Raw genomic sequence first — 26,763 nt, 5'->3', positions numbered from 1 at the left:
TGGTGATCGCTTGGCTAATTTTCAAGCAAAAAATAGTAAAGTAATAAATTTGCATCACACTTTCACTCTAGCTATGCTGAAATTTCAATCAGTTATAGCGGTATATTATGTCTAGGAAGATTGGCCATACTGAGGCGCAATATCGTAAGTGGATTCAAGAAGGGCGTGGTACTGGCGAGTATCAAGATTACAAGCCGTGGCTAACGGTGTACGATGCGCCATCCGACGGCCGTGTACATCGAGTCTTTGGTTATAAATCTAAGCGAACTCATCATTTATTATCCGATCTTGAACTATCCATGTTTTATTTGCTCGAGTGGCGGCAGGATGTGCTGCAAGTCAAAGAGCAGTTTCCGCTTGAGCGTGAAATAACACAAGAGTTAGCAGAATCCGCAGGTATCAAGCACCCAAATGTTCGGGGCGTAGACCAATACCTATCAAGTGACTTTCTTGTTGAAACAACCACGCGAGATCTCCCCTATTTTGCGTTACAAGCCAAATATGTCAGCACCTTTGAAGAGCAACGAAAAATAGAAATACTTGAGCTAGAGAAACGTTTTTGGCATGAAAAGCAGATCCCTTGGCAAATAGTCACTGAGCAAGAGATCCCAAAAGTTGTTAAAGCGAATGTTGAATGGATTTACCCACTACAAGGCGAGCATGAAGAAGCACCTGACTCCGCCATTGAGCAAGCCAGATTCTATGCCGATTACTTTGCAAAACATCCAACTAAAACCCTTATTAATGCGTGCAAAGAGATAGATACCGCCTATGGGCTAGACTTAGGAGAGTCGTTGTTTGAGATAAGAGCTTTGCTGGCTGACCGTTACTTTACCTTTGATATTTTTACGCCAGTCCAAAAGCTGCAAGTCGGTCATCTCAAATTAGGTGATGTTGAACAAATTCAGGAGGTGTTTCGTGTTTCAAATCAATGAAGTATTGCAATACGAACAAACCTTGTATCGCGTGTTAATGGTGTTTGATTACTATCTACTTTGGATAAAAGTACACGACGATAAAGCGTTTCCTGAGTTTGTTGAAATAGCGGAACTAGGGCAAGGCTTGCAAGATGAAGTACTTAAACGTGCAGCCGACCCATATAGCGACATTGTTACTGTCATACCAGAGGCAGGTTCTATCGCTCAGCTAAAGCGTGATGAAAACTATGCCGCAATTAAGCCATTGGTCGAGCTTGAAGACTGCTATGCACCCAAAGCTCGAGGCAAAGTGGTTAACCAGATAGTGGCAGAGACAGGCAAAACCAAACAGTCTATTTACCGTTTTGCGCGTAGATACTGGCAACGAGGTCAGATCCCTAACGCATTATTACCCGATTATAAAAACTCAGGTGCCAAAGGCGAAAAGCGCCGAGCCACAACAACAAAGTTAGGCAGGCCTCGCAAATATATGCCTGGCACAGGTGCGCTAATTGATGATTTTGCAGAGAAGCTATTTCGCATAGCGATTGAACGGCACATTTTAACTGACAAAGGCAAAACTTTTAGCTATGCACATAATCGTTTAAAAGACATTTATAGTCAGTACTTTCCTGAATTACCGGAAGAAGAACTGCCAACTTATTGGCAAATGGAGCATTTCTACAAGCGGGAGTACCGCCAAGTAGACAAAATTGAAGCACAAGCGGGTGAGATAAGGCGAAAAAAAGATATTCGGCCGCTAACTGGTACTGCAGCCGCAGATGTGTTGAAATTCAGGTATGCGTTATGAGATTGACGCCACAATCGCAGATATCTATTTAGTATCAGATTCCGAAAGAGGCTGCATTGTTGGTCGCCCAATCGTATATATGGTGATTGATGTGTTTAGCCGTATGGTGGCTGGGTTTTATATTGGTTTTGAAAACCCTTCCTATGCCGCAGCAATTCAGGCAATACATATGGCCACGACGGATAAATCAGAGTATTGCCGTCAGTTTGGTTTTGACGTAACTCCACAGCAGTGGCCGTGTATAGGCTTGCCTTCAGCATTACTGGCTGACAGAGGTGAGTTAATGGGTCATCAAATTGAATGTCTTGAAAAGGGCTTTGGTGTGCGCATTGAAAATACCCCGCCGTTTAGAAGCGAAGCAAAAGGCGTGGTCGAAAGAGCATTTCGCACTTTCCAAGCTGTGTTTAAGCCCTTTGCACCAGGAGTGGTCACTGGCACCAAAATCAAAAAGCAAGGTGACAGAGATTATCGTCTGGACGCCAAAATTACTATCCAAGAGTTTACGAAAATCATCTTAGCTTCCGTGCTTTATCACAACCAATATCACGTGATTAAAGACTATGATAAAGCTGCAGATATGCCAACGAGCTTACCTAATAACCCTTTGGCAATTTGGAATTGGGGCTTGCAGCATCGTACCGGTCGATTGAAAAAGCCCGCGACGGATCATCTTCGTGTCGCATTAATGCCAAGAACACGGGCAACTATATCCGATTCGGGAGCTTGCATCTTTGGTGTGTATTACACCAGCTCTGAGCTTATAAAGCTTGGATGGATGCACCGAGGCAAGGAAGTTAAAAGGCCACAAAGTGTGGAAGTTGCATATGATTTAGCCACGGCAGATCATATCTATATTTACCATGGCTCAAACAGTAGTGACTACTTTGTATGCCAGTTAGCCACACGTTCAAGACAGTTTTCAGGTGCTAGTTTTTGGGATGTATGGCAGCAAAGTGATGAGTTAAAACAGACTCATGCTGATGCAAAATTGGTTGCCGATGAGCAAAAGCGTGCCTTGGAGCGACAGGTGATAGAGGTGGTGAAGCAGGCAGAAAAGGCCGCGCCAAAACATATTGGCTTGTCAGATGCGGAGCGTATTCGCAATATTCGTGACAACCGAGCAGAAGAAAAAGCCAAAGAGCGTAAGGAACGCGCCTATAAGCCAGTGGAAATTGATACTAGCAAATCAGCCCAAGTACATTACCTCTCAGAGCCTGATGATGATTTGGACTTTCCTGACTTTTCAGATCAACTATTTAAGGAGGATGACGACGTATGACTTTACAACCCAATATCTTCCGCGCGGTGTATCAGGAGTCTGAGATCGAGCGTTACAAGGGCAACCCGTTTATTGAGGCGCTGCCAAGAGTGAGCAAAATAGAAGAGCTGAAAACGAAGTTAGAGGGCAAAGTAACATACAACCCCACAGCAGGTTATTTAGACGCAAGGCAACGTGCTCATGAGTTATGTGGTTTGCTTGATGACTTCTTTCAACCTTTGTCTATGCATGTGGCGTTAGAGGAAAAAATAGCGTTGATGCTCCGCGGCGGCTATGTTGCTAGAAACATTGCAACTGGCCAGCTCCAACAGCATCTGCAAAATGGTTACGAACGCATGATGACGGGAGATATAACTAGCTTTCGTTTTGCCGAAGCACCTTCTACGGCACGTTGCTTGTCACTTATCGGTTGCTCTGGATGCGGTAAAAGTTCCAGTGTGCTACGGATATTGGCTACCTACCCACAGGCGATTTATCATGAAAAATATAATACTTACCAGCTTGCCTATTTGCGTATTGAATGCCCAGTGGATGGGTCACTAAAGAGCCTATGTCTAAACTTCTTTCAACAGGTTGATAAACATCTGCATACTGATCTCACTGAAAGATACGGTCGCAAACGCTATAGTACTGAGGTGCTACTGTCATTTATGGCGCAAGTTGCCAATCAATACGCCATTGGTGTGTTAGTAATTGATGAAATACAGCGCTTAGGCCGCAAACAAAAAGAAGGGCAAGAACGTATGCTCGAGTTCTTTGTGGCCTTGGTGAATATTATTGGTGTGCCGGTGATCCTAGTTGGTACCCCCAAAGCGAGACCCATATTCGAACTTGAGTTGCAATCAGCAAGACGCAGCACGGGCATTGGCTCTATGGTGTGGGAACCCCTGCCGCAGCACAAAAATAGAATCGATCAAGCGACGGGTAAACCAAAGCCCACTGAATGGCGATTGTTGACGGACAAGCTTTGGCAGTATCAGTGGCTTATTCACCGCGATGAACCGCTCACAGAAGAGATCCGCAATACTTGGTTTGAACTGTCTCAGGGTGTGTTAGATATTGTGGTTAAGCTATTTGTGCTTGCACAACTACGCGCCATTATTACTGGCGCTGAACGGCTATCTTCAAAACTATTTATAAAGGTATATGAATCAGAATTACAGCCGATCCATCCAATGATTGAAGCGCTCAAGTCTGGTAAAGCAAAAAGCATCGCCAAATATTCAGACTTACAATACAAAGAGATTGATAAGCGGTTGTTGGAGCTCAGCCAGCAGATCTCCGAAGTTGCCGCTGCTAAGTCAGACACACTCCCTTTTGCGAGCGACTCAGAAGCCATGAGGCTTTATAACCTCTTGCTCGGCATGGGGTGTGAATCAGAGTTATTGGTACCATTAGTGCAAAAAGCCATTAAAGATCACCCAAATCTAAAGGTAAGAGGGCTTATTCCACTTGTTCTTGAATGGTATGAACAAACGCCAGATGAAGTGGAGGAGCCTCAAAGAAAAAACCACCCTCATCAAGCTCAAGGATTGGCATACACTACCTAGTGGCGATTTACGTTTTGGTTATTCTCAACATAAAAAGCAATCGGATGAGCTTTACCAATACTACAAACAACAAGGAAAGATTTTTGATATGACCACTTGGCTTAAACAAAGCGTGTAGCATGGCCTGCTTACCCGTACCTTACCCAGATGAGCTCCTTTATAGCGTCATTGCAAGGTACGGCGTGCATGCAGGCATCACTTCACCCAAGCAATTGCTTGACGAGGTATTCCAAGACCGGCACATAATCGCCTCAGTTGCGCTTCAAGGGCATTTAGCGCAGATCTCCGCTCACTATCAAGGTAACGCTGATTTAACACCATACAGGCTATTACAGGGGCATACGCTTTATCCGTTGTACTCACCCTTTGTGCTTCCCAACATTGCGGCTCAAGCTAAACATGAGCTACTTACTGATTGCAAACATTCGGCGGAAGTACAGCTTGGCAAAGCGGCATCCAAAGTTAAAAGCCCACACTACCTGCGTTACTGCCCATTATGTGTAACAGAGCAAGTTGCGCGATTTGGAGAACCTTTTTGGACACGGCGCTGGCAACTTCCTGGTCTATCTGTGTGTGCGGAGCATGGCGTGCAGTTAATCAACAGCCCTGTGTTAATTAGCGAGGCGCATAGGCACCAATTTATAGCGCTGAGTCCTCATGCGCTGTTGCATTCAACTACAAGTTTTACAAGCCACAAGACCACATTGCTAGCAGAATATGCTCAGCAGTTACTGAACTTATCTGAGCAAAATATACATCCATTACAATGGAGTTATTTTTATCATCACTTGGCTTACCAGCTGGGATTTGTTAGGGGTAAGCAGGTTGAACACGATCTGATCGCACAATTGGTTTTAGGGTATTGGGGTAGGCATACCCTCGCTAGCTTTGAGAACCGATGTAAACAAGTCAGAAGGCACTAATTGGTTGAAGTGTTTGTTTAGAAAACACAGAAAAGCATTTAGTTATCTTCAGCATCTTTTGGTATGGCAAGCCTGCTATGAGCAACAATTAGGCGTCGCTAAAATTGTGCACGATGCATCTCAATTACCACATTCGAAGTATGGCTATTTACCTATACAAATAACACCGGAAGCTGTAGACCATTCACGTCGAGAAAGGTGGAAGCAGGTTGTTACTCAATTTGGTATTAAAGGAGCGAGAAAAAATGGTTTTGAAGGATTATATATTTGGTTATATCGACATGATAACTTTTGGCTGATGCAATTTAACCAAAAATCGGCACAACCAAACATTCCAAAAGCAGACCGAGTTGATTGGGTCAAAAGAGATAAAAAGTACGTTAAACGACTTTTGGCATTGATAGATAAAGTTGAAACTCAGTTTGAGTCCGGTCGCTACACAGAAACTTGGTTATTTAATCATGCGAGTATCCCTTTGTCTCAGATCAAACATCTTGAAAAGTTACCTTTATGTAAATTGTTTTTTAATAAATACTGTGAAACTATAGAGGAATACCAATGCCGTCGTATCGCTGTGGCATGTATTCGTTGTATTGCAAAACATCAAATACTCAGAACTTGGCGAATTGAACGTATGGCAGGGCTAAACGAGAAAAGGACCCGACCACTCGTGTCGCAATTGCTAGGATTTGCAGTAAAGTATGAACCAAGTAGATAGATTTAAAACACTACCAGATAACGCCAGAATACAGGCAATAGGTAACCTGTTTAAATACAATGACCGTAAAACGTGGGACATTGGCGTTAATATTGAAAATTCTACTCGCAAAGCGCTTAAGTTTAGCCAGCTCCCGTATTTAAGTCGACAAGTCGTACTCAACCAAACCGTTGTAGCTATGCCCCTAGGCTTTCCAATTGAATTCGTTTTACCTGACCGCTTATCTTGGCAAACCGCAACGGTCAGAGATTGTGGTTTAGTTAAGTTCCAATCACGAGATGAACAATCGCAAAACTGTTTTAAGTTCGAAAGTGGGGGTAAAACCATTTACTTGCCACAACTTGAACTGGCCAGAGCCTTGTTTTTTACAAACAACTATCTGGCAAACGCCGCATTAATTAACAGTGCACTCGACTTAGAGTTTGATGTTGACCACAACCCAAATAACGATGACAAAGAGTTTCCTTTAGATCTCGTGATCAATGCCTTACCAACAACACAATGTCCAAAAATATTGTTTGATAACGAAGGATTTAGACATCAGATAGCGTGGCTGCTGCTCAATAGTGACGTTAAAAACTCCTTTGGCAGTATTTATCGGTATTTTTCGCAAGAGCGAGTTACCGCTCCTAACGTAGAGCGTTGGACGTTTCGATTTGATCCACCTCAGCTTGAAGGTGTAAAAGTGGCGGCAAGAGGTTGGAAGTCAGCAGACGAAAGCACTTGGTTTATCAATCGAATCGAATTGTTAGACGGATTATTCTTCCCTGATGTTTCTGATATTGGCTATTTACATCCCAACTTTATTGGCAGCCGACCAGATTCAGGTAAAGGAAAAGGCGGTACCTACCCGCAGTTACCTACCCAGCGAGAAATTGATGAAAACAGCGATGGTAGCGAAGACAACGAATCTGCGCTGATATTTTGTGATGCAACACAGCGCATTTACAACAGGGTGCCTCGAACACGCAAATTCTACGCACGACACAAAACTGATTCGGGCGCAAAAGAAGATAAAGACCAACCAAGTGTTCTTCCACCAGAAGTAAGTACCGACGACCCAAATACTCGCGGTGATGTTCCAAGAGCCGCCGTCGATGGCTTAGACGACCAAACGGACAATGCCCATTTATATCTTAATAAATTCGACAGTTTCTTCAAAATGTTGGGAGTACTGGAAAAAGAACATGGTGTAAAGCTGAGTGAGCCTCTAATCCGTAAATTGCCAAAGTATGGCTATAGTAAAAAGCATTTGATGAGTAATGGTGATTCACCAAGATGTTTGGTCATTGTCTATCTAGAGTATCAAAAAAGGAGTTTCTTTCTGCTCGAAGTGGACACCTCTGATGGCAAAAACTCATTGGCGACAAAGATAGTTCCTGTTCATTCGACAAAGTTTAAGAGAGAGTTCTGGCAAGAAGTGCCAAAGATTGCGCTCGAATTGATAAGGAACAAGCTGTCTTGGCCACAGGAGCATTTGGATAAGTTAATTGGTAAGGGCAATCACAAGAGTGTACCGCATCAGAAATCCAAGAAAAATGGCCGTTTGAGTGAAGTTGAAATAGAGAAATGGGGAAAGAGATTACAACGTGAAATTGATATTTAATAGAGTGTTTTATTGACATTTTGTAATTGTGCGAGCTACGTCTGCGCTTAGATTGAATAAAGTAAATATGTGTAATGATAGGAATTGATTTATTTGCAGGTGCAGGAGGAATGTCTCTAGGAGCTCGTTTAGCGGGCATTGACGTTCAGGTTGTTGTAGAAGCGGACAAACACGCTGCAGCAACATATATACGTAATCATGTACCAGCAGTAAGCATGTTTGTTGATGATATTCGCAACTTCCAAAAAGTTGAGCTAGTAAATCAGCAAAATGAGCCTTTGGTAGTTTTCGGTGGACCTCCATGTCAAGGTTTTTCCACTTCTAACCAACGTACCAGAAGCTCGGATAACAAAAATAATTGGCTGTTCACGGAGTTCTTACGTGTAGTTGATATGTACATGCCTGATTGGGTAGTTTTTGAAAATGTTAAGGGTATACTGGAAACTGAAGGCGGGATTTTTGCAGAGCAAATGATAACGTCACTGTCTAAACTTGGATATTCATGTGAGTCCCAGGTGCTAAATGCCATCAATTTTGGAGTGCCACAAAAACGAGATCGTTTTTTCATTGTTGGTAATCTGCATGGGCAACGGTTTAAATTTCCTGAAGGCTGTACGGATTCAACTGTGACAGTAAGAGACGCTTTAGAGGATTTACCTGTACTAGAAAATGGCAGTTCAGAGTGTTTCAAGAAATATAAGGATATAAGGAAACCATCACAATACTCCCAAATGATGAGGGGGGGGTTAGATGGGTGCAATAATAACCTTGTGACTAGAAATGCACCGTTTATAATAGAGCGGTATAAGCATATACCTCAAGGTGGGAACTGGGAAAGTATTCCAGCTGAGTTAATGGCCAATTATAAAGACAGAAGTCGCTGTCATACGGGGATATATCGCCGATTGTGTGAAAATAGCCCGTCAGTTGTTATAGGGAATTACAGGAAAAATATGCTAATCCACCCCCAACAAGATAGAGGCTTGTCTGTCAGGGAAGCAGCCAGACTGCAATCTTTCCCTGATTCATTTGTCTTTGAAGGAAGCATAGGTTTTCAACAGCAGCAAGTTGGAAATGCTGTACCCCCTTTGTTGGCAAAGGCTCTGTTTGAAAGGTTAATAGACTAACTAATATGAATGAAAATCGCACTTGCAACTTGCCACTAGAGCAAGTTCTTTTAGGGATCTCAAAGACGAGCAATCTATCAGCATTTCCTAAGAAAGATAATTATTTCGATAAGTACTGTGAAATCGTCGCGCAGCTTAGGCGAGAAGTTTACAAAAATGTAAACGCGGGTCTCGCGACGCTTTCTGAACAATCTGGTCTATATACCGATCATGGGGAAGAGCATTACGATCAAGTTGTGTTATATGCTGGTAAAATGCTCAATGTCCGGGATGATAATGTAGATGAGATTATCCAAAAGGCAATTGCTAATAACTGGGTGTTAAAGCCATACGAGTTATATTTGCTTCTTCTTAGTATTAGGTTTCACGATGTAGGTAACATTTATGGCCGCGAAAATCATGAACAAAATATCGCGAAGGTTATCCAGAAATATAATATTAACCACTTGAATAACAACCGGTTAGAAGCAAGAAAGATTTGTGAAATAGCAGGTGCCCATGGAGGGAGGACAAAGAGTGGAAGCAAGGACACTATTGGGGTATTGAGCGATGATAGTGGTTCTGATGGTCATTTACATGACATAGGTTTCAGGAAAATTGCGTCTATTACTCGTCTAGCTGATGAAATATGTGAAAACCGGAATAGAACGAATCGGCTAGATGAAGAAGAGATTCCTACACATAATTTAGTGTTTCACACTTATGCTTACTCGATTGTTAGTAATTATATACGAGATAAGATCTTGTTTATTAAGTTGGAGTTTAAAGATTCCTATTTATCGAAAGAGTATCAAGTATATGAAAAGAAGGATAATGGGGAGTCTATTTTAGTACCTATTGATATGGCCTCGGTGATTTGTAGCAGGCTTAAAAAGGCTGAGCTGGAGAGAAGATACTGTAATAGGTTCCTGTCAGAAGAAATACAGATTAAAGAGATCAACATTTCAATCGACATCATCTCTGATGAAAAGGAGGAGCATAGCTTTACTCCAGAAGTATTAAGGACAAAAAAATTTACATTAAAGGAAGTAGATTACCCTAGTTTTGGCGACACTATTATAAGCTCCGAAGTGAGAGAGTTTTTGAGTGGTCAAAGTAATTAGGGAAATGTTTCGATTATAGGAATAATAGAACATGAACCATATAGACAATCCATTTTCAGTTGAAACTCCAGAGTTGATGGAAGCACAAGATATTTGTGATCTGTTTGTCCCAAATGAGGAATATTACAGCTTAGAGGTGGGAGGACATGTCTTTTTACATGGCCATCGCGGAAGTGGAAAAAGCATGATGTTCCGCCGATTATCTCCGGATTGTCAAAGTATTATTCAGGGAAAGAAAGTTAGCGATCTTGATTTTTTTGGCGTCTATACATCCATTAAAAAGACCGATATAGATATTCTAGACTATAGCGCTATAGAAAACCCGAGAACGCAAGCGATTATCTCTGAGCACGTATTGGTATGTTTTGTAGTTTTAAAAATATTACATGAGATTGGTGAACGATTTGATTTATCTACTACTGAGGTAGGTGATAATTTCTCTAACTTTGTCAGAAATGATCTGTATGAATTATTAACAGACAATGGAATCCAAGATAAAAATGTAAGTAGTTTGCAAGATGTTCATGATGGTGTTTGCGCTTTTCAGAAAGCTATAAAATTATTTGATAGCTTTTTTAAGTACCATATTTCTTTTCTAAAAAGAACATTATTTCAAATGGGAAGCCAGCAAAACTATGAAGGTCCGCTGCTAGCTTTTTACGACACATTGCTGCCCTTTATTGAAAAACTGATTAAATTAGATTTCATGCCAAATGGTCCCTTATTCTTACTGATTGATGATGTTGATAATTTAAACCTTTCCCAAACAAAGGTTTTGAACTCTTGGGTATCGTACAGAACCACCGATACCGTTTCATTTAAGCTTGCTACTCAGTTGAACTACAAGACATTTACTACGGTAAGTGGGAGAAGGATCGAGGCCCCTCACGATTTTAGTGAAATACACTATTCAAATGTATACACCGGCTCTAAGAAGGATAAATATCCGGAGTGGGTTTACCAAATAGCTAAGAAAAGGTTAGATAATTATTTTAGTCGTATACATGGTTTAGACTACGACTTTGACCCTCGGGAGTTTTTTCCCGTTGATCAAAAACAGGAAAATGCAATCAAAAAAATTGCTGAAAAATATAAATCAGGGGATATAGCAGGACGAGGCTATAGAGCTAATGATGATGCTTATCGGTATGCAAGACCTGACTATATAGCTAGTCTTGGCGGTATTTCTAAAAATACATCAACCTATAAGTATGCTGGATTTGACCAATTAGTGCATTTATCTTCAGGTGTCATAAGATACTTTTTGGAGCCTGCAAGTAAAATGTATAACCTACAAGCAAGGCACTCAGAAGGAAAGATATTTAGTGCCATTAAGCCTACTTATCAAGATTCTGTGATTCGAGAAGAGTCGGATAAATTATTATTTAATCACATAGATGACCTGCTGATTGAGGTTGAGCATGATGATTCACCTAATCATAAGGAGAAGCTGGATACTATTACGAAGCTCAGGAACTTGATTTTTTCAATAGGTTCATTGTTTTACTCTGCTATAAAGTCTAATAATGCAGAAAGGCGTTTTTTTTCTTTCGCTATATCAGATCCTGAGAAAATGAGTCCTGAGTTACGTGCTGTACTAAGTCTCGGGGTGCAAGAAGGCTATTTTTATCAAAGCCATGTTGGCACAAAGGAAGGAATGGGGCGTACAAAGCTTTTTGTACTAACACGCAGATTGGCTCCAAGCTTTAATTTAGACCCTATAGGGTTCTCAGCATATAAATTTTTGACTTGCCACTTTTTAGAGCAAAGTATGAATAAACCTAAGTCGCTGGTAAATAAATTAAAAACGAATGGCTTTGATAGCATTGATGACGCCTTAGAGCCAAAGCAGCAATCATTGTTGTAAGGTGGGTAATATGCAATGTAATAAATCTGAAATTTTAGAAAAAATCTCTAATACCTCATCTAGTTTAGTATGTTCAGCTAGCTTTGACTCGCGCTGGGCTGTCATTCCAGAGATTGTGCATTCAAAGATGCGCGTATATGTAGTAACTCACTGTTCATACGGCGTTAAAGCTTCTGAAGCAGCTAGGTTTTCGTATGAACCATTAAATTTAACCAACGGTAAACCTTTTGATTTATGGAAAGATATAGCCGGAAAAATTATTCCTATAATTCAAAAATCTGAAAATCAGGTAACTATTGATATTACTGCTTTTGATACTGAAACTTTGCTGTTTATCGTTACACAAATTAAGGCATTGGAGCTTGGTGCAAAGGTTAAATTTGTTTATTTAGGAGCGGATTCATATAGTACTTCTCTGATGTCCGGTGTGAAAAGTGTGCGAACAGTACTAGGATACCCAGGTATTTTCTCTCCTTCAAAAAAATTCCACCACCTCATTATCTTACTTGGCTTTGAGCTGGACAGAGCTAAGGAATTAATTCTAAGTTATGAACCCAGCTCAATTTCAATCGGTATAGGTGAGGATTGCTATAAGGACGACTTTAGTGAGCAGAACAGGATATCTAGTGAACTAGTACAGGATTTTGTGCAATCGCTTGGTCATGTATATAGGGACGTCGCTAAATTTTGCTTTTCTTCAAAAGATGCAATTCAAACCAAAAAAGCTATTCTAGACGAAGCTAAGAAGTATGAGGACTCAAATATTCTAATCAGCCCTATGAATACGAAAGTATCGACGGTCGGAGCCGCATTAGCGGCATTGGAAAATGAGGAGTTGAAACTGTGTTATGTTGAGCCTCTTGAGTATGATACAGAAAATTATTCCGAGCCTGGGAGCATTGTTACGATTTTTGAGTTTGAATGAAGTTAGTATGAAACTTTTTTACTAAAAATAGGTTCCATTTCGGGGCCTATTTTCGTTTTAGTATGATACTTTATTTTTCCAGTGCATATTTTTCCTGCCGAAAATCAACATTTTTAGAACAGCCCAGTGTGAAACTTTATTCCTATCCTACACCTTTTGTGGGAGAGTAATAAAGATTCATACCAAGTAATAAAGAGTCATACTGAGTATTAAAGTATCATACTAAAATGGCAGCGATCGCACTCGATACGCTGCCATTCCTAAATCGAAAATGCCCCAAAGTGCGTTTGAGCTAAGGTCTCAATTGAGCGAAAAGCGGATGTTTAAGTTTTATAAATTCTTTTTTATTTCTTTCATAACTAGCAACTTGCCCCCATAGTCATGGAAACGATCCAATAGGTTATTTTTATGTCTTGTGGAAAACACAACAGTTATAAAAATACGATATGTAGCAACACTTTATAATTTATGCTAAAACTGGTTCAATCAGATAAACGACCCAACCAATGGTAGAAAAACGACCCGTTGGGTCGATATTAAATTGTTGAACTAAGCCGCTACGCGGAGATCGCCAACCTCACCATTTTCACCACACTTATCTTTGGGTATTCCAACTTATCCGGAGGTAAACATGGACCCATTGATAGAGCAAGTAAGAGTCGAAATCGGTTATTTAGGGTATTTAGAGAGCACCGCAAAAAGCTACTGTGAACACGTGCAAAAACTGAGTCGTTATATCAATAAGCCATTGGCTCAAGTCACTGATGAAGAACTCAATGCGTTTTTTAGAACATCAGCGATACGTCGCTTGTCACGCGCCAGCCAAAAGCTACAGATAAACAGCATTTGGTTTTTGTTCAAACACATTCTAAAGCGCCCACTTAACCTTGATATTGCGCTGCCTAAAGCTAAGCAGCAAGCGCCAAGTTATTTATCTCGAGAGGACGTTCGGCATTTGGTCGATAGTTGCCAGGATATGCGACTAAAAACACTGATTGTATTGTGTTACGGCTGTGGATTGCGAGCGGGCGAGGTCGTGCGGATTAAAGTGAAAGACATCAGTGGTGAGCGTCACACAATTTTAATTGAGCATGGTAAAGGGGATAAATCGCGTTATGTCGTGGTGCCAGAAAGTGTGTTGCAGCTGCTACGACAGTATTGGCGGATGTATCATCCAAGTACGTGGCTTTTTTACTCACGTTGGGTGCGTGACCAAGCGATGTCGGTGTCTTGTTTCAGAAAAGCCTTACTAAAACACGCTAAAGCGGTAGGATTGGAGACACGTTGCCACCCTCATGCACTGCGTCATGCCTATGCGACTCACCAACTTGAATCAGGTATGCCACTGCACCAGTTACAACATCAATTAGGGCATAACAACATAAAAACCACCGAGGCTTATCTGCATTGGCTGCCGGAACTCGGGCATGGTGGTGTGGATTTACTCGCCAATTGGTTTACGTCATGAGCGAGTACCACATTGCCGATATTTTACATGAGGGGTTAGCATCCTACCGACAGCACCATACGATAAGTTACCAACAAATAAGAGCATGTCAGCATATTCAATCGTGTCGCACAGGTAAACTGGGGTATCAAGAGTGGCAATGCGACGACTGTGCCGAGGTTGAACGTATTGGATGCAGTTGTCGAGATAGACATTGTCCACGTTGTCAGGGCTATGCGACACAGCAATGGATAACGAAGCAACAAGCGAGGTTATTACCGTGTCGTTACTTCCACTTGGTGTTTACGCTGCCTCATGAACTGAATCCACTGGCTCAACATCAGCCTAGCATGGTGTACCAAAGCCTATTCCAAGCCGCTTGGGCGACATTGACCCAGTTCGCCGCCAAGAAAGGTCATGGTCAATTGGGCATGACCTGTGTGTTACACACATGGGGGCAAACGCTGAGTCAGCATATCCATTTACACTGTCTAATTCCGGCGGGGTCGATACGACAAGGACGCTGGTGCACGATAGACAACAACTACTTATATCCGGTCAAAGCACTCTCGCGTGTATTTAGAGGCAAAATGCTTGCGGCATTGTACGCTAGAAATAAGGATGTCGTGCACGTTAGCACGCCGACAGAATGGTGCGTTTATAGCAAAGCGTGCCTGACGTACAGTCCTTACTTAGTGAGCTATTTAGCGCGGTATACACGAAAAGGGATGATGTCGGAACATCGACTGGTTGCGGTGGATGAACAAGGGGTGAGCTTCAGTTATCGAGATTATAAGGATGAGGATAAGCAAAAAGTCATGCAGCTAAGTCGAGACGAGTTTATTCGGCGGTATTTATTGCATGTATTGCCAAAAGGCTTGATGCGAATACGGCACTATGGCTTTTTAGCCAACGCGAGCTATAAACGAGTACAGCGCATAGTAAGGTCAATTGAACAAGAAGCCCAATCCTCACCCCAAAGAGAATTGCAACCACCGACGTTACCGTGTTGGACATGTAAAGTCTGCGGACATGGGCGATTGAGTTTAAAGTCGGTGATCACCGCAAAAAGGCACAATCCAGACGACGTAACTGCGGATATCCGACTGAGTTAGCAGCGTCAACGAGCTGCCTAAATTCAATGAGTTACCCTAATTGAACGGATTGGGATGGGATGTGCTGCGCGGTTTAAAAAAGATTGCTTACAGCCCCTTAATTCGCTGTAATAGAAACATAAAAAACACGACTGAGCGATGCTAGGAAGCGCAAAGTAAGATAAAGGATTGAGCAAATCACCCACTTGCCCCTTAGGCTTAAAAAAGCAAATTCCCATAGCATAAACGATACCAAGCAACGTGCAGGTAGCGCCTCAGTTCAACAAGGGATTATGTGACACAAACAACGTGTCCCATAAATACTAATACGTTATAAGCGCATTCAAGTTATGAGATTATTTTTAACCCTTTTCTTCGTCTTTTCATCTAATAGTTGGGCATTGCAATGTGGAGAACTGTCTAGCGAACAAACTATCGCTGAAAGTCTGAATAAGCACATATTTACTGCGTTAGTAACTGAAGCAAAGATTATCGATGATAAAGTGGTTGCAAAGTTTAACTTGATTGAAAGCTTCAAAGGTAGCGCTGAAACTTTGGAATCAGTTTCAACGTACTACGATGAAACTGGTTCTTTAGGAATCGTAGTCGGTAGAAAGTACTTTTTTATAGTGACTGAGCTAGGAATCTATAACATTTGTAGTGGTACGGGATTATTAGACTGGAGCGATTATTCCGGACTTTATTTTGACGAATATAAGAATTATCAAAAATTTTATAGAGAATTAAAAAACTACTACCGCGCATATAACAAAGCGCTTAAGCAGCCGGACGCGTAACACTTGGCTCGTGCTCGTTCCTCGCTGAATTTAGCCAAGTGTTACTTGCCGCTTAGCGCGGCGTTAGGTGCCAAGGATGACAATCTCCAAAAAAGAACAATTTAAACTCCTTGAAACCAAAAGTGTGTATGAGCTTGAGCAGCAATTTGGTTTTGGGAAGCTCAAGGAGGTTTTCGATATCGCAGAGCCTGAATATTGTGATTGGGAGTGTAAACGACCTATAAGCAGCTCTATAAGAACGACACGTGAAACATATGATGGTATGTACTTTATCCACGAAAATAAAAAGTGGAAAGTATATTGGCAAGAGCGTGGCCACATTAGGCCAGAAGATCTTTGTGTGTCAAAAGACTATGCGGTAGCAAGGCTCTTTTTATGCAAAATAACTATGCCTTATTTTGTAGTAAGAACAGATACAAACATAGTTAAAAAAGCACCTAACAAGCCATTGCAGAGAGGGACTTTTAAACGTTGGCTTTCCTCACTGCGTTCGTTATTTTAGCCAACGAATAAAAGCCCCTGAATGGGGCGTTAGATTTTCAGGGAGATTATATTGGAATTCAAAGAATTACTTCCCGTTATTGGCGTTGCAATAGGTTGGTCACTTAGTGAAATAAGCTCATATCTTCGAGGAAGGGGTGAATCACTAAAAAGCCTAGGTAAAGCGATTTCCAATCTATATTTCTTGAACATGGAGATGGTTCAAATAAAGCTCGCTATTGAAAAACACAAAAATATGTCGTCTGACATAAAGGAGTGGGAAAGGTATAGGCAGAGAGCATTCAAGGAATATGTAAGCAAAGACCCTGAATTTCCTGTTAGGCTAAACGCTTCAATTGATTATATATCTGAGCAATACCCTATAGAAGGCTTCAAGCTACGCGAGCTTGTTAATAAATACGAGTTCATGAAGAACAAATCCCTGGAGCCATTTTTAGAAAACGAAAAGCTCTATGTCACCATGCTGTCTGGGTACGAGGCTGGGTTTATGGGCTATCAATATATACTTGAAAGATCGATTAAGTCTCTTGCAAAACGCCACAGCATAATTGAGTGGCTAAAGTTGGAGTTTCATTTGCGTCGCATGAAAAAATCAAATGACCCTAAAGATCTTGTTTTTGGCTCACAGATTGTCGGTCGTAAATCGAAGAAAAAATCTAACAAAAACATCAAAGAGGACGCGGCATAAGGCGCCGCGCCCTTTATGTTGGCGTTGCCACCGTCCGAAAGTGGCACAAAGAAGCCGTCAAGTCGCATTCAGGTGCACGTCAGAACTTATACAGATGAAGTCATCGGATACTGGCGATACCAACAGAGTTTTTTGTTTCCAACTTTGATCGATAAACTTTTGAGTAGTTATTACTCAAACTAAATTTGGCGATATTATTGTTTCCAACTTTCCTCTCAGTGAGCCATTCTTTACGAACCATAACTAGGGACTTACAGACTATTATTGTTTCTAACTTTATTTAGCACCCACAGCCTTTTTGTGGGTGAACAATAAAGAAATACATACCCTCAATCATCAGTACTGACTCATATGTCAGACCTAAATGGCAATGTTGCTTTTCAAGTTCCAAACCTTTAACTAACTGCGGCCAATTCTGCTGAATGATTTATCGCTGCGCTCCGGTCTTTTCAGTGTCATCTATTGGAGAGAGCAATGAAAGCAATCATTTTGTTACTGTTAGCAGCGGTGCCGCTCGGGGCAACCGCGAACCAAGTAGACCCGAACGCGGCAATCACCGCGTTTGAAAAGAAATTTGGGGTGTCTGAGGGCAAGCGTCGCAATCATACGAAGGGCTTATGTTTTGCGGCTACGTTTACGGCAACCCCTGAGGCTGCACAGTACACGGTTAGTCCTATTTTTAGTGGTGAACCTATTTCCGTCGTGGGACGTTTTTCTCATCCGGGTGGAAACCTTCACAGTGAGGATGCCAAGACCAAAGTGCTGGGGATGGCGCTTGATTTTCGTTACAACGACATCCATCACAAAATGGCGATGTTGAACGTGCCATTTTTTTCAGTCCCTACGCCAGAGGCGTTTGTTGAACAATTGACGGTTACGCCAGCAGAACGAGGCGCATTCAAAGCCAAATACCCCTCGGTTGGACAATTTGAACAATCGCTGATGGAACGAGAAGCCGGAGCTCGAGATTACTTTCAGCAGTATTACAACAGCATTCATACCTTCTATTTGGTGAATAAAGCGAAAGAAAGGCAACCCGCGCGTTGGATTTTCTATTCTCAGAATATGACGGGTTTAGCGAGTGATAGTTCGCTCGACTTTGCGCAGCAAGCTGCACAGAAGTTAGCGTCAGGTCCGATGGCAATGGACATGATTGTTGCTTTCCCTCACGAATCAGACAAGCTAAATGATCCAACGTATCAATGGGTGACGTCAGGTGAACGGGTTAATTTTGGTCGATTACAAATTACAGGAACTCGACGCAGAGTGTGAACCTGTGAATTTTGACCCAACTTTGGTGAGTCCTGGGTTTGAATTATCGGACGACCCAGTGTTGAAATTTCGCTCCCCTGCTTATGCGATTTCCTTCGGCAAGCGTTTGTACGAAGCCGCAAAGCAAAAGTAAGAAATGAAGTCAGTAGATGGCGTTTTTTCACATTGCTGCAGTGAGGATTGAAGCAAGAACCCGCGATACAGAGGGTTCTTGCAGAACACGATGATTTAATTGAACTTGGTAAGTAGAGCAGCACCACTATGCTGGCCGGTTACCATTAAATAGTGCCAGCCAGAGCTTGGGTTGGTGATTGTAATACTGTCGTTATTGCTTCCAGACGCGGTTGATAAATTGTCATAAGAGCTGGCGCTCGGCCAAGCGCCCGCTTTATAATAAAGCGTCATGTCTCCAGTGCCATGGCCACCGATTAAAGTTAAGGTTGATTTGCCTGTGGGTACCCAAATAGACAAGTAGACTGTACGACTGCCATCAAGGCAAATGGTATTGTCAGGCGTTAGTTTGCCAGAGCTCACGGGATTTTGAGCGGTGCACACATTGTCAATCGTCGTACTGCCATTGTCCCCACCTGTTTCTGTCCAGCTTGCAGTGAGTTTCACCTCAGTCATCGCTTGATTACTGTATGGACTCACCATAATGTGCCAACGACCAGCCTGCGGAGCGGCAATGCTGACGGTTTCATTACTTCCTGCTTTCCATGGGCGATAGTCATAGTCCGTGCGAGTTGCTTCACGACCGAACTTGACGTGTAAGTCAGCATCTCCTGATGTTCCATCACGGGTTTGGATCACTAAGTTTGTTGCACCAGTCGGAATATCAACAAAATACGCGGGAAGCTCGGTGCCATTTGAATTTACGGTGACGGTTTGATTGTTTTTACAGCAAGGAGAGGTTTCTAAAGTAATTCTCTGATATTGAATAAGATGTTTTTTCGGATGGCAGAGTGTCAGCGCCTAATAGCACGAGAACGTGAGAGTGTAAGATAAAAAGTCGGTTTCCAGCCTTTAAAGTAACGTACTTTTGTTCGTGCTCTTTTGGTTGGGAGGCTGAAGAGCGTCGTCACTCTGCTGTAGTTTCAGCACGCTGGCTTGTGCAGGCTGTATCCAAAGCCAACAAAGTAAATCACACATCATCACGATATAGGTAACGCAAAAAATTTTTGCGCCGTATTGTCAACCGAATGCTTTGCGGAACGTTATAAGGTGTAGAAACGCGCAATTTTCAGTCTTTGTGATAGGATAAAACAATAATTCAACACGTTAGCGCCAGTATGGTATCCAATCATGCATCGACACAGACTTTCCCTGTGAGCATGGACGCATTTTTACAGCAGGTTGAACGCAAGGGCTACCGAATGGCGGAAATGGCTCTAGGCAGTCATGCCGACGCGTTGGATGTGTTGCAAGAGGCGATGACGAAATTGGTCATCCATTACAGTGATAAACCTTGCGAACAGTGGAAGCCATTGTTTTATAAAATTTTGCAAAACGCGATTCGCGATTGGCAGCGCCAGCAGAAGTTAAAAAACATGCTGTTTTTCTGGCGTAACCAAGATGCCGATGATGAAATGGATTGGCCCGACAACACGGATTCGCCGTTAAGTGAGCCGGATGAGCAATGGGCAAAGGCAGAACAACAAGCGCAATCACTGACGGTACTAAAAGCATTACCTACCCAGCAACAGCAATGTTTTTTATTGCGCAGTTGGGAAGGAGCTCTCGGTAAAAGAAACCGCGGAAATCATGGGGTGTTCGCAGGGGTGTGTCAAAACACACTACTCGCGTGCCGTCGCTAAATTGAAAGTCGTATTGGAGGGGCAAGATGACGAAGGATAACCAAAAACCGCTCGAGCAGCAGGTGATCCAAGCCCTTGATGCTCAAAACGCGCAAATGAGCGACAAAACGGTGCGTGCGATTCGAGCAGCACGACAAGAGGCGCTTACGGCACGTTCTCAACGAAGAACTCAATGGTTTACGCGTCCCGTTACCTATTCGATAGGCGTGAGTTTTGTGGTGTTGTTTGCGGTGGTGTTGTGGCCAAGTTGGCAATCTCAGTCTGTGCCGTCTATTACGGCAATGCCCAATGTGGCCAGTGCCGACGTTCCATCGGAAGATTTAGCTTTGTTGGAAGATCTTGAGTTTGCAACGTGGTTGGCGGCGAATGAAAACCAACAAATACTGTAATTTTATGAGCGTGTCGCTGTTGTGCGTTGCGATACCTTGTGTGGGGCAACATGACCCCGGGGTCAAGCCTGAGACACCTGTTCTGAATGATTCAACACCGAGCAAAGCGTTTTTAATGTATCTCGCTGAGCTTGAAAAAGTGAATGAAGAATGGGTTGGTCCACTCGATATGGAATCCTCGCTTGAACCAGACAACAAACGTAGAGAAGAGGTGGATGTGAAGTGTGATAGGAGTAAAGACGAATGCAAAAAATAATGTGTTTGTGTTTTGCGCTTTTCTTGTCAGCATCGTCTTTTGCATCAGACAGTTGGCAATCACTGAGTGCAAGCGAGCAACAGGTGCTTGCAGAATTTAAGTCAGGTTGGTCAGCACTGTCGAGCCAAGAGCAAGAAACGCTTCGACTTGGCGCCAAGCGTTGGTTGTCGATGGATGAGCAACAGCGTCAACAAGTGAGTGAACAATACAAAACGTGGGAAGCGATGCCTGCGGAAAAACGCCAAGCATTAAGTGATAATTTTAAACGTTTTAAACAGTTGCCCTCGGCAGAACAACGTAAAATTCGTGATGCACACGCTAAATTTAAACGTTTGCCATTAGACAAGCAAAAGCAGCTTCGAGAGCAATTTAAACGGAGTCGCCAAAATAACCCTGTGCGTCCGCCTAAACGAGGTGGGCACTAATGTATACGTATGTTGGGCTAGAACTGATAGCCCAACATGACTGAAAAACCATCATCACTGTAATCACTGTTGAGTGGATGTGCGTAACTGGCGGAAAGAGACCAATCTGACGCAAATCCGTAGGTTGCAAACACACTCAGTTGACCTGAGTTTTCATCGCGATAACCCCCTTCAAATTGCTGACGACGAACGGTGGCGGGTTGCCCAGTTCTTGGTGTACGAGTCGCTCGAATTTGCGTTTGCGAATGGTCTGAATCAAGTACTTGATCCCAATACACACTGCTTCCGATATACAGACTTTGTGTTTGAGTTAATTCAATCCAATAGGAGGCTGTAAGGCCAATCGACGCTGTTACACTCGTGCTGTCTTCCTGTGTACGGGTGGTTACATTACGATCTCTTGTCGCCACGGAATCTATTTCGTATTCGCCGTAACTGAGTCCCACATCGAGTCCGAAATACCAATTGGCTATCGGGAATTGATATTGTGCAGCGACACTGATGCTTGGTGAGGAAGCGCTACTGGTGTAGATCTCTCGAGCGTCAGGGCGCAAAACGGCCACTTCATCACGGTAACGTGCCACGTTAAGCGTGTAAGACCAAGCATCTTGGTAAAAACTCATTGTACTGCTTAGGTGTTTGGTATCGAGGTCGGTACTTAGACGCTCATTGAAAGGCTCGCTGCCAGATGCGCGACCAACATTAAAAGACCATTGCCATTGCTCGGTAAGATCGAAACTGGTCGTGAGTGTGCTGCCAGTTGCATCGACCATGGTCGTCGTATCGAGCACATTGTGCGTTTGTTGGTTTTGGTCATAGCTGACATAGACCTGATGGGCAAACACGGTGGTAGACAGCATCCCAAGGTTTAGAGCAATTAGTAGTGTTCCAAAACGCATCATGTATTCAACAATTTAGATAATATGTTGATTAGTCTATATCAATTTTATGAATTTAGAGAAGCATGCCGTAAAAGGGTGAGAACATGAACTGGTTGATGTAGGGTGGTAGGCGTTGAAGGGCTAATAAAACAGGAAAAGCAAGCGAACTTGCTTTTCCGCTTGGTGATTACTCTTCGTCGTCGAGTAATTCTTCAGCGCATTGTTTCACGGCTTGTTTTGTGGCTTTTTTCACTTCGGCAGCCGCGGTAAATTCGTCAAGAGTGACCTCACCATTACTGTCCGCATCCATTGCTGCAAATGTACTTTCGATTTGCGTTTGCATATGCGTTTGTAACTCATCAAGCGTAATACCGCCATCCGAATTGGCGTCGATAGCCGCGAATTTTGCTTCAGGCGAAGTAAATTTACTCGCTTCTGGTACAACAATGTTGTCATCTCCCGATTCTGCTTTTATCGTCGCGACACATTCGACTAATGCGTCAGCAATCGCTGAAAAGTCGTGAGCATGAGGTTTTGCCGCTAAATACTCCTCTAAACTTATCGCGCCACTGGCATCGCTATCTGCACGCGTTAACTTTTGCTGTGCTTGGTCCGCAACATTGGCGGTCATTTCGTCCAGTGTAATCGCACCGCTTTCATCTGCATCAAGGCGTTTAAATTTACCCGCAAGACGATGCTCACCGCCTTTCTGTTTGCCTTGGTGGCCACCGCGAGCGTCATGATTGTCCGCGTACGCGGCATTCATTCCACCTACAGCAAGTAATACAACACTAAGATTTAATAAGCTTTTTTTAAAATTCATGGTTCTATCTCCTGTCATGATGTGTCATAAGCGTCACAATCTATAAAACGGGTGACCGCTCATTCGGTTGACAGGTGCACGGTATTTTTTTTGAAAGTTTTTTTATTTATTTGTTTTTATAAGGATTTTTTTATTCATTCGAACCAAAAAGGGTGTGCAATTTCTGGACAATACATCATCCAGTCATCACAATAGGATGAGAATAGCGCCTCTCGATGGCGAGTCGATGCTTAACTAACTGTTTCGGAGGCGCGAATGGAAAGTGCTCAAAATACCAATGATTGGCAAAGTATTCTGGCGGGTAGCTATGAACACCTTGTTTATCAAATTGTTAGCTACTTGCCGCAAGTGACCGCGGTGCTTGTGCTGTTGTTAATCGGATGGCTGGTGGCATGGTTATTCAGTAAAGTGACAGCAGGCTTCCTTGCGTTTACCAATCGTGCAGCGATTGGATTTAGCCAAAAGCTCCATTCTGATAAGCCGTTTCAGCTTCGACCCAATCACATGCAGCTCATCAGCCGGGTGGTTTTTTGGCTTACGATGATGTTCTTTTTCGCGGCAGCAGCCTCGTCACTCGGGTTGGATTTCTTTAGCGGGTGGTTCGCGTCGTTGTTTGGTTATTTACCTAAACTCATTGCTGGTGTGCTTATCATTATTGGCGGCTATTTAGCCGGAAACGTGATTAGTGTTATGGCGCGTGCGAGTGCACAATCCATTGGCTTCTCGCGAGTGGATACGGCTGCACGTGTTGCAAAACTTATTGTGCTCTTTACCGCCGTAGTTATTGGTGTTGAACAACTGGGTATCAATATTCAGTTTGTGACGCATTTGGTCATTGTGCTCACAGGGGTGATGTGTTTTGGGATTGCGCTTGCGTTTGGCTTAGGCAGCCGAGATTTAATCGCCAACACAGTAGCAGCGCGCCAAGTACTTCGCCATTGCCGAGTTAACGACCAAATTGAAATTGCAGGACTGTCCGGTAAGTTAACGGAAATTACCGGAACGATGGTCGTGATTGAAACCGAAAAAGGGCGCACACTTATCCCAGCGAGTGTTTTCCTTCAACAGCCTTGTTCGGCGCAAGCCGCTTCAGTTAACGAATCTGCACAATAGAGGAAGCGGCTATGTCTTCATTGTCATTGAAACTTGCACAGCATTTTTTGCAAGAAGAACCAGCGGGGGCGGCGCGGCGGTTGGAACTACAATCGCCTGAAGTCGCGGTTGAGCTCCTCAAAACCCTACCATTGGATGCCGCGATTAAAGTGCTGAAGGTAACGCACCCCAGTTTTGCCGCGGAGTTGTTTATGCACATCGACGATGTTGAGGCAACGCGTTGGCTCGATGCGTTAAATACCACAGACATTGCCGCCATTTTTCGGCATTTAGACGAACCTTGTTTTGCGCAAAAACTGGCGCTTTTATCGCTCAAAAAACAAACCTTGTGCAAATTGCTGGTGAGTTACCCTGAATACACGGTTGGCGCTTGGATTGACGCTTCGACGTTGGTTTTAGATGAAAAAATGAGTGTTGAAGAGGTATTCCTGCGACTTAGAAAACGCCGTTACCAAGGCAGTGAACGTTTGTTTGTGTTGAATGCGGAGCGCAAGTTGGTCGGTCATGTTTCGTTGTATGATGTACTTAGGTTATCACCCCATGAATCGATTGCGGCGACCATGCGCATGCAAAACGAAGCCCTAAGCGGTGTGACCGAATTGGCAGCGGCACTGCAATCGCCACTGTGGAAGCAAACGGACTGTGTTGCCGTTGTGAATCGGACTGGCGAGTTTATCGGCGTACTTCAACATCATCGCTTACGAGCCGCGCTCACTCGTTTTCAACGAGATAATGAACAAACGTTTGATACGCCCGATTTAGTAGATGCCTATACACGTTCAATCGCGAGCTTGTTTGAGTTAGTCATGCCTTCAACAGGACAAGGAGCCAAATCATGACGCTTTCGATTGCTAAACTTGACTCGGTTGCGGAACAACTCAGCGAAACCTTCTTAAGTCATTATCCACTAAAAAGCGCGCAGCATTTGGCATCGTTACTGCCTAAAGAAGCGGCAACATTATTGGAAAGTCAGCCCATGCACGTGGTATTGCGCGTGTGGAAGTATTTAACCCCGAATGTGTCTGAAGCACTCTTTCAAGCATTTTCCTTGGCATTTCAAGTAACCTTTATTGCCGAGACTCGAAAGCCACATCGCCATTGGTTTGTTGCATAAATTTGAGCCACAACGCCAGTCTGCTTTGTTAGAACAATTACGCGAAACCCACGCAGACATCAGCCAAGAATTAAGTGACTTGCTGGAATACCCTGAGAATACCGGTCGCGCGAATGATGAGTTGCCATGTGCAGGCATTTTATGGCGATTTGACCGTGCGTGATGCGCTTTCTCAGCTCAAAAACCAAAGTCGGCCAGTGGCGGATGTGATCTACGTGCTCAACAGCGCTCGAGAAGTTGTTGGCGAGATCACGCTGAACATATTGGTTGCCAGTGTGTCGACGCAAACACTCGTTAATCTTGCCAGCCCAGTGAAAGCACGGTTGAACGTCATGGATCATAAAGACAGTGTTATTGAGCTATTTGAAGGTTTACGTTGCAGAACGCTCCCTGTGTTCGATGCGCATATGCAATTGGTTGGGCAAGTTCGCTTTTTCGATGTGTACCAATCCACCAAAGAAGAACTCGCGAGTGACATGCAGACAATGGTGGGGGCGAGTAAAGATGAGAAAGCTTTGTCGAGTAGCTGGTTTGCGGTAAAAAAACGTTTACCTTGGCTGCAAATTAACTTGCTCACCGCCTTTGCGGCGGCGGCCGTAGTCGGCGCGTTTGAAGGGTTGATTGCACAGGTCACGGCGCTGGCTATTTTGTTGCCCGTTGCAGCGGGTCAATCGGGCAATGCGGGTGCGCAAGCACTTGCGGTAACGATGCGCGGTTTAACGTTGCGTGAGATTTCCACAAGACAGTGGTATCAAGTGATGATCAAAGAAATGTTTGTGGGCTTGATGAATGGTGCAGCCATCGCAGTCACGTGTGGACTTGGCGTGTATTTGTGGAGTCAATCTCTGGGCCTTGCAGCAGTGATTGCGCTGGCCATGGTTTCGTCGTTAGTCATCGCTGGCAGTTCAGGAGCGATTGTGCCGATTGCGCTCAAAAAGTTTGGTTTAGATCCTGCGCAATCGTCGTCGATAGTGTTGACTACCATCACAGATATTGCCGGATTTATGTCGTTTCTTGGTATTGCTTTATTGCTATCTGACTTTCTACCAAAAGGATAATATGCCGTAACGAGCGCAACGTGTTTTTTGGTGTTTAGTTACTTTGCGCTAGCGCAACAAAGCGTGAGTTTAAGTGCATTTTGGTGGCTATTTTCTAAATGGTCGGTTTACAATGCGGTTGGTTTAAACGGATTTGAATTACCACGGTAAGTCTTCAAGGAACCAAGTCCACTCATGTTCTTAGAACCGATGAGTGGGATGAGTATTATCGAGGCAAGTTTGCCTGCTCCCTTTCGTTGTTCTGGGATCATTCTTTTCATGGTAT

General features: G+C 43.3%; 30 protein-coding genes and 1 pseudogene. 28 read left to right on the top strand and 3 right to left on the bottom strand.

Annotated features, from left to right (window positions below; all coding sequences use genetic code 11):
• Positions 1-107: 107 nt before the first annotated feature.
• The 18 genes from J5O05_RS09815 to J5O05_RS09745 all read left to right on the top strand — a co-directional run bounded on the left by J5O05_RS09815 (position 108) and on the right by J5O05_RS09745 (position 18,625).
• A complete protein-coding gene (locus tag J5O05_RS09815; RefSeq protein ID WP_208841915.1) occupies positions 108-935 on the top strand; it encodes a TnsA endonuclease C-terminal domain-containing protein in 828 nt (275 codons plus the stop codon).
• A complete protein-coding gene (locus tag J5O05_RS21865) occupies positions 919-1,728 on the top strand; it encodes a hypothetical protein (RefSeq protein WP_244369549.1) in 810 nt (269 codons plus the stop codon). Before J5O05_RS09815 ends, J5O05_RS21865 begins: the two co-directional genes overlap by 17 nt.
• A complete protein-coding gene (locus tag J5O05_RS21860; RefSeq protein ID WP_244369547.1) occupies positions 1,718-3,007 on the top strand; it encodes a Mu transposase C-terminal domain-containing protein in 1,290 nt (429 codons plus the stop codon). Before J5O05_RS21865 ends, J5O05_RS21860 begins: the two co-directional genes overlap by 11 nt.
• Complete coding sequence (locus J5O05_RS09805; RefSeq protein ID WP_244369545.1) at positions 3,004-4,557, top strand: ATP-binding protein; 1,554 nt, start codon at positions 3,004-3,006, stop codon at positions 4,555-4,557. The genes J5O05_RS21860 and J5O05_RS09805 overlap by 4 nt, the downstream gene beginning before the upstream one ends.
• Positions 4,475-4,675 (top strand): hypothetical protein, encoded by a 201-nt coding sequence (locus tag J5O05_RS21855; protein ID WP_341874685.1) that lies wholly within the window; start codon positions 4,475-4,477, stop codon positions 4,673-4,675. Before J5O05_RS09805 ends, J5O05_RS21855 begins: the two co-directional genes overlap by 83 nt.
• A 1-nt stretch (position 4,676) precedes the next feature.
• Complete coding sequence (locus tag J5O05_RS21850; protein ID WP_244369541.1) at positions 4,677-5,480, top strand: TniQ family protein; 804 nt, start codon at positions 4,677-4,679, stop codon at positions 5,478-5,480.
• Positions 5,481-5,493: 13 nt separating this feature from the next.
• A complete protein-coding gene (locus tag J5O05_RS21845) occupies positions 5,494-6,198 on the top strand; it encodes a TnsD family Tn7-like transposition protein (protein ID WP_244369539.1) in 705 nt (234 codons plus the stop codon).
• A complete protein-coding gene (locus J5O05_RS09795) occupies positions 6,182-7,804 on the top strand; it encodes a Tn7-like element transposition protein TnsE (protein WP_208841914.1) in 1,623 nt (540 codons plus the stop codon). The genes J5O05_RS21845 and J5O05_RS09795 overlap by 17 nt, the downstream gene beginning before the upstream one ends.
• Before the next feature lie 74 nt (positions 7,805-7,878).
• The gene (locus tag J5O05_RS09790; protein ID WP_208841913.1) at positions 7,879-8,931 is read left to right on the top strand and encodes a DNA cytosine methyltransferase; all 1,053 of its coding nucleotides are present in this window, start codon (positions 7,879-7,881) and stop codon (positions 8,929-8,931) included.
• Between the two features lie 5 nt (positions 8,932-8,936).
• Positions 8,937-10,034 carry an HD domain-containing protein gene (locus J5O05_RS09785; protein ID WP_208841912.1) on the top strand — a complete coding sequence of 366 codons (1,098 nt, stop codon included), beginning with the start codon at positions 8,937-8,939 and terminating at the stop codon, positions 10,032-10,034.
• 31 nt (positions 10,035-10,065) lie between these two features.
• The gene (locus J5O05_RS09780; protein ID WP_208841911.1) at positions 10,066-11,901 is read left to right on the top strand and encodes an ORC-CDC6 family AAA ATPase; all 1,836 of its coding nucleotides are present in this window, start codon (positions 10,066-10,068) and stop codon (positions 11,899-11,901) included.
• 10 nt (positions 11,902-11,911) lie between these two features.
• Positions 11,912-12,826 carry a hypothetical protein gene (locus tag J5O05_RS09775; RefSeq protein WP_208841910.1) on the top strand — a complete coding sequence of 305 codons (915 nt, stop codon included), beginning with the start codon at positions 11,912-11,914 and terminating at the stop codon, positions 12,824-12,826.
• Between the two features lie 631 nt (positions 12,827-13,457).
• Positions 13,458-14,294 carry a tyrosine-type recombinase/integrase gene (locus J5O05_RS09770; protein ID WP_208841909.1) on the top strand — a complete coding sequence of 279 codons (837 nt, stop codon included), beginning with the start codon at positions 13,458-13,460 and terminating at the stop codon, positions 14,292-14,294.
• Entirely contained in the window at positions 14,291-15,388 is a 1,098-nt protein-coding gene (locus tag J5O05_RS09765) for an IS91 family transposase (protein ID WP_244369537.1), read from the top strand. Before J5O05_RS09770 ends, J5O05_RS09765 begins: the two co-directional genes overlap by 4 nt.
• A gap of 329 nt (positions 15,389-15,717) precedes the next feature.
• Positions 15,718-16,164 carry a hypothetical protein gene (locus J5O05_RS09760; protein WP_208841908.1) on the top strand — a complete coding sequence of 149 codons (447 nt, stop codon included), beginning with the start codon at positions 15,718-15,720 and terminating at the stop codon, positions 16,162-16,164.
• A gap of 76 nt (positions 16,165-16,240) precedes the next feature.
• Complete coding sequence (locus tag J5O05_RS09755) at positions 16,241-16,666, top strand: hypothetical protein (RefSeq protein ID WP_208841907.1); 426 nt, start codon at positions 16,241-16,243, stop codon at positions 16,664-16,666.
• Between the two features lie 51 nt (positions 16,667-16,717).
• Entirely contained in the window at positions 16,718-17,353 is a 636-nt protein-coding gene (locus J5O05_RS09750) for a hypothetical protein (protein ID WP_208841906.1), read from the top strand.
• A gap of 474 nt (positions 17,354-17,827) precedes the next feature.
• Positions 17,828-18,625, top strand: coding sequence for a catalase (locus J5O05_RS09745; RefSeq protein ID WP_208841905.1), 798 nt, complete (start codon positions 17,828-17,830; stop codon positions 18,623-18,625).
• A 228-nt stretch (positions 18,626-18,853) separates the two neighbouring features.
• On the opposite strand, the gene J5O05_RS09740 is transcribed toward J5O05_RS09745, so the two are convergent.
• Entirely contained in the window at positions 18,854-19,459 is a 606-nt protein-coding gene (locus J5O05_RS09740) for a PPC domain-containing protein (RefSeq protein ID WP_280117693.1), read from the bottom strand.
• Between the two features lie 455 nt (positions 19,460-19,914).
• Between J5O05_RS09740 and J5O05_RS09735 the strand changes: the two are divergent.
• The 5 genes and pseudogenes from J5O05_RS09735 to J5O05_RS09720 all read left to right on the top strand — a co-directional run.
• Positions 19,915-20,346, top strand: a pseudogene (locus J5O05_RS09735) (sigma-70 family RNA polymerase sigma factor); the annotation flags it as partial.
• A gap of 40 nt (positions 20,347-20,386) precedes the next feature.
• Complete coding sequence (locus J5O05_RS22850) at positions 20,387-20,479, top strand: hypothetical protein (RefSeq protein WP_425281495.1); 93 nt, start codon at positions 20,387-20,389, stop codon at positions 20,477-20,479.
• Positions 20,466-20,828: a DUF3619 family protein gene (locus tag J5O05_RS09730; protein ID WP_208841902.1), complete on the top strand. Its 363-nt coding sequence runs from the start codon at positions 20,466-20,468 to the stop codon at positions 20,826-20,828. Before J5O05_RS22850 ends, J5O05_RS09730 begins: the two co-directional genes overlap by 14 nt.
• On the top strand, positions 20,806-21,084 hold the full coding sequence (locus J5O05_RS09725; RefSeq protein ID WP_208841901.1) for a hypothetical protein: 279 nt from the start codon (positions 20,806-20,808) through the stop codon (positions 21,082-21,084). The genes J5O05_RS09730 and J5O05_RS09725 overlap by 23 nt, the downstream gene beginning before the upstream one ends.
• A complete protein-coding gene (locus J5O05_RS09720; protein WP_208841900.1) occupies positions 21,072-21,509 on the top strand; it encodes a DUF3106 domain-containing protein in 438 nt (145 codons plus the stop codon). Before J5O05_RS09725 ends, J5O05_RS09720 begins: the two co-directional genes overlap by 13 nt.
• Before the next feature lie 17 nt (positions 21,510-21,526).
• Here J5O05_RS09720 and J5O05_RS09715 read toward each other — a convergent pair whose 3' ends face one another.
• On the bottom strand, positions 21,527-22,411 hold the full coding sequence (locus tag J5O05_RS09715; RefSeq protein WP_208841899.1) for a hypothetical protein: 885 nt from the start codon (positions 22,409-22,411) through the stop codon (positions 21,527-21,529).
• A 166-nt stretch (positions 22,412-22,577) separates the two neighbouring features.
• A complete protein-coding gene (locus J5O05_RS09710; protein WP_208841898.1) occupies positions 22,578-23,213 on the bottom strand; it encodes an EF-hand domain-containing protein in 636 nt (211 codons plus the stop codon).
• Between the two features lie 255 nt (positions 23,214-23,468).
• Between J5O05_RS09710 and J5O05_RS09705 the strand changes: the two genes are divergently transcribed.
• From J5O05_RS09705 to J5O05_RS09695, 5 genes are read left to right on the top strand one after another with little or no spacing between them, the layout of a single operon-like run.
• Entirely contained in the window at positions 23,469-24,326 is an 858-nt protein-coding gene (locus J5O05_RS09705; protein ID WP_208841897.1) for a mechanosensitive ion channel family protein, read from the top strand.
• Positions 24,327-24,337: 11 nt separating this feature from the next.
• Positions 24,338-25,165: a magnesium transporter MgtE N-terminal domain-containing protein gene (locus J5O05_RS09700; protein WP_208841896.1), complete on the top strand. Its 828-nt coding sequence runs from the start codon at positions 24,338-24,340 to the stop codon at positions 25,163-25,165.
• Complete coding sequence (locus J5O05_RS21840) at positions 25,162-25,440, top strand: hypothetical protein (RefSeq protein WP_244369535.1); 279 nt, start codon at positions 25,162-25,164, stop codon at positions 25,438-25,440. Before J5O05_RS09700 ends, J5O05_RS21840 begins: the two co-directional genes overlap by 4 nt.
• Complete coding sequence (locus J5O05_RS21835) at positions 25,430-25,603, top strand: hypothetical protein (protein ID WP_244369533.1); 174 nt, start codon at positions 25,430-25,432, stop codon at positions 25,601-25,603. Before J5O05_RS21840 ends, J5O05_RS21835 begins: the two co-directional genes overlap by 11 nt.
• Positions 25,569-26,498 (top strand): magnesium transporter, encoded by a 930-nt coding sequence (locus tag J5O05_RS09695; RefSeq protein WP_244369531.1) that lies wholly within the window; start codon positions 25,569-25,571, stop codon positions 26,496-26,498. The genes J5O05_RS21835 and J5O05_RS09695 overlap by 35 nt, the downstream gene beginning before the upstream one ends.
• The last annotated feature ends 265 nt before the right edge of the window (positions 26,499-26,763 follow it).

The organism is Pseudoalteromonas xiamenensis, from assembly GCF_017638925.1.
GTDB classification, from domain to species: domain Bacteria; phylum Pseudomonadota; class Gammaproteobacteria; order Enterobacterales; family Alteromonadaceae; genus Pseudoalteromonas; species Pseudoalteromonas xiamenensis.
The sequence above is the reverse complement of the archived record's forward strand: the minus strand, read 5'-3'. Positions and strand labels throughout refer to the sequence as shown.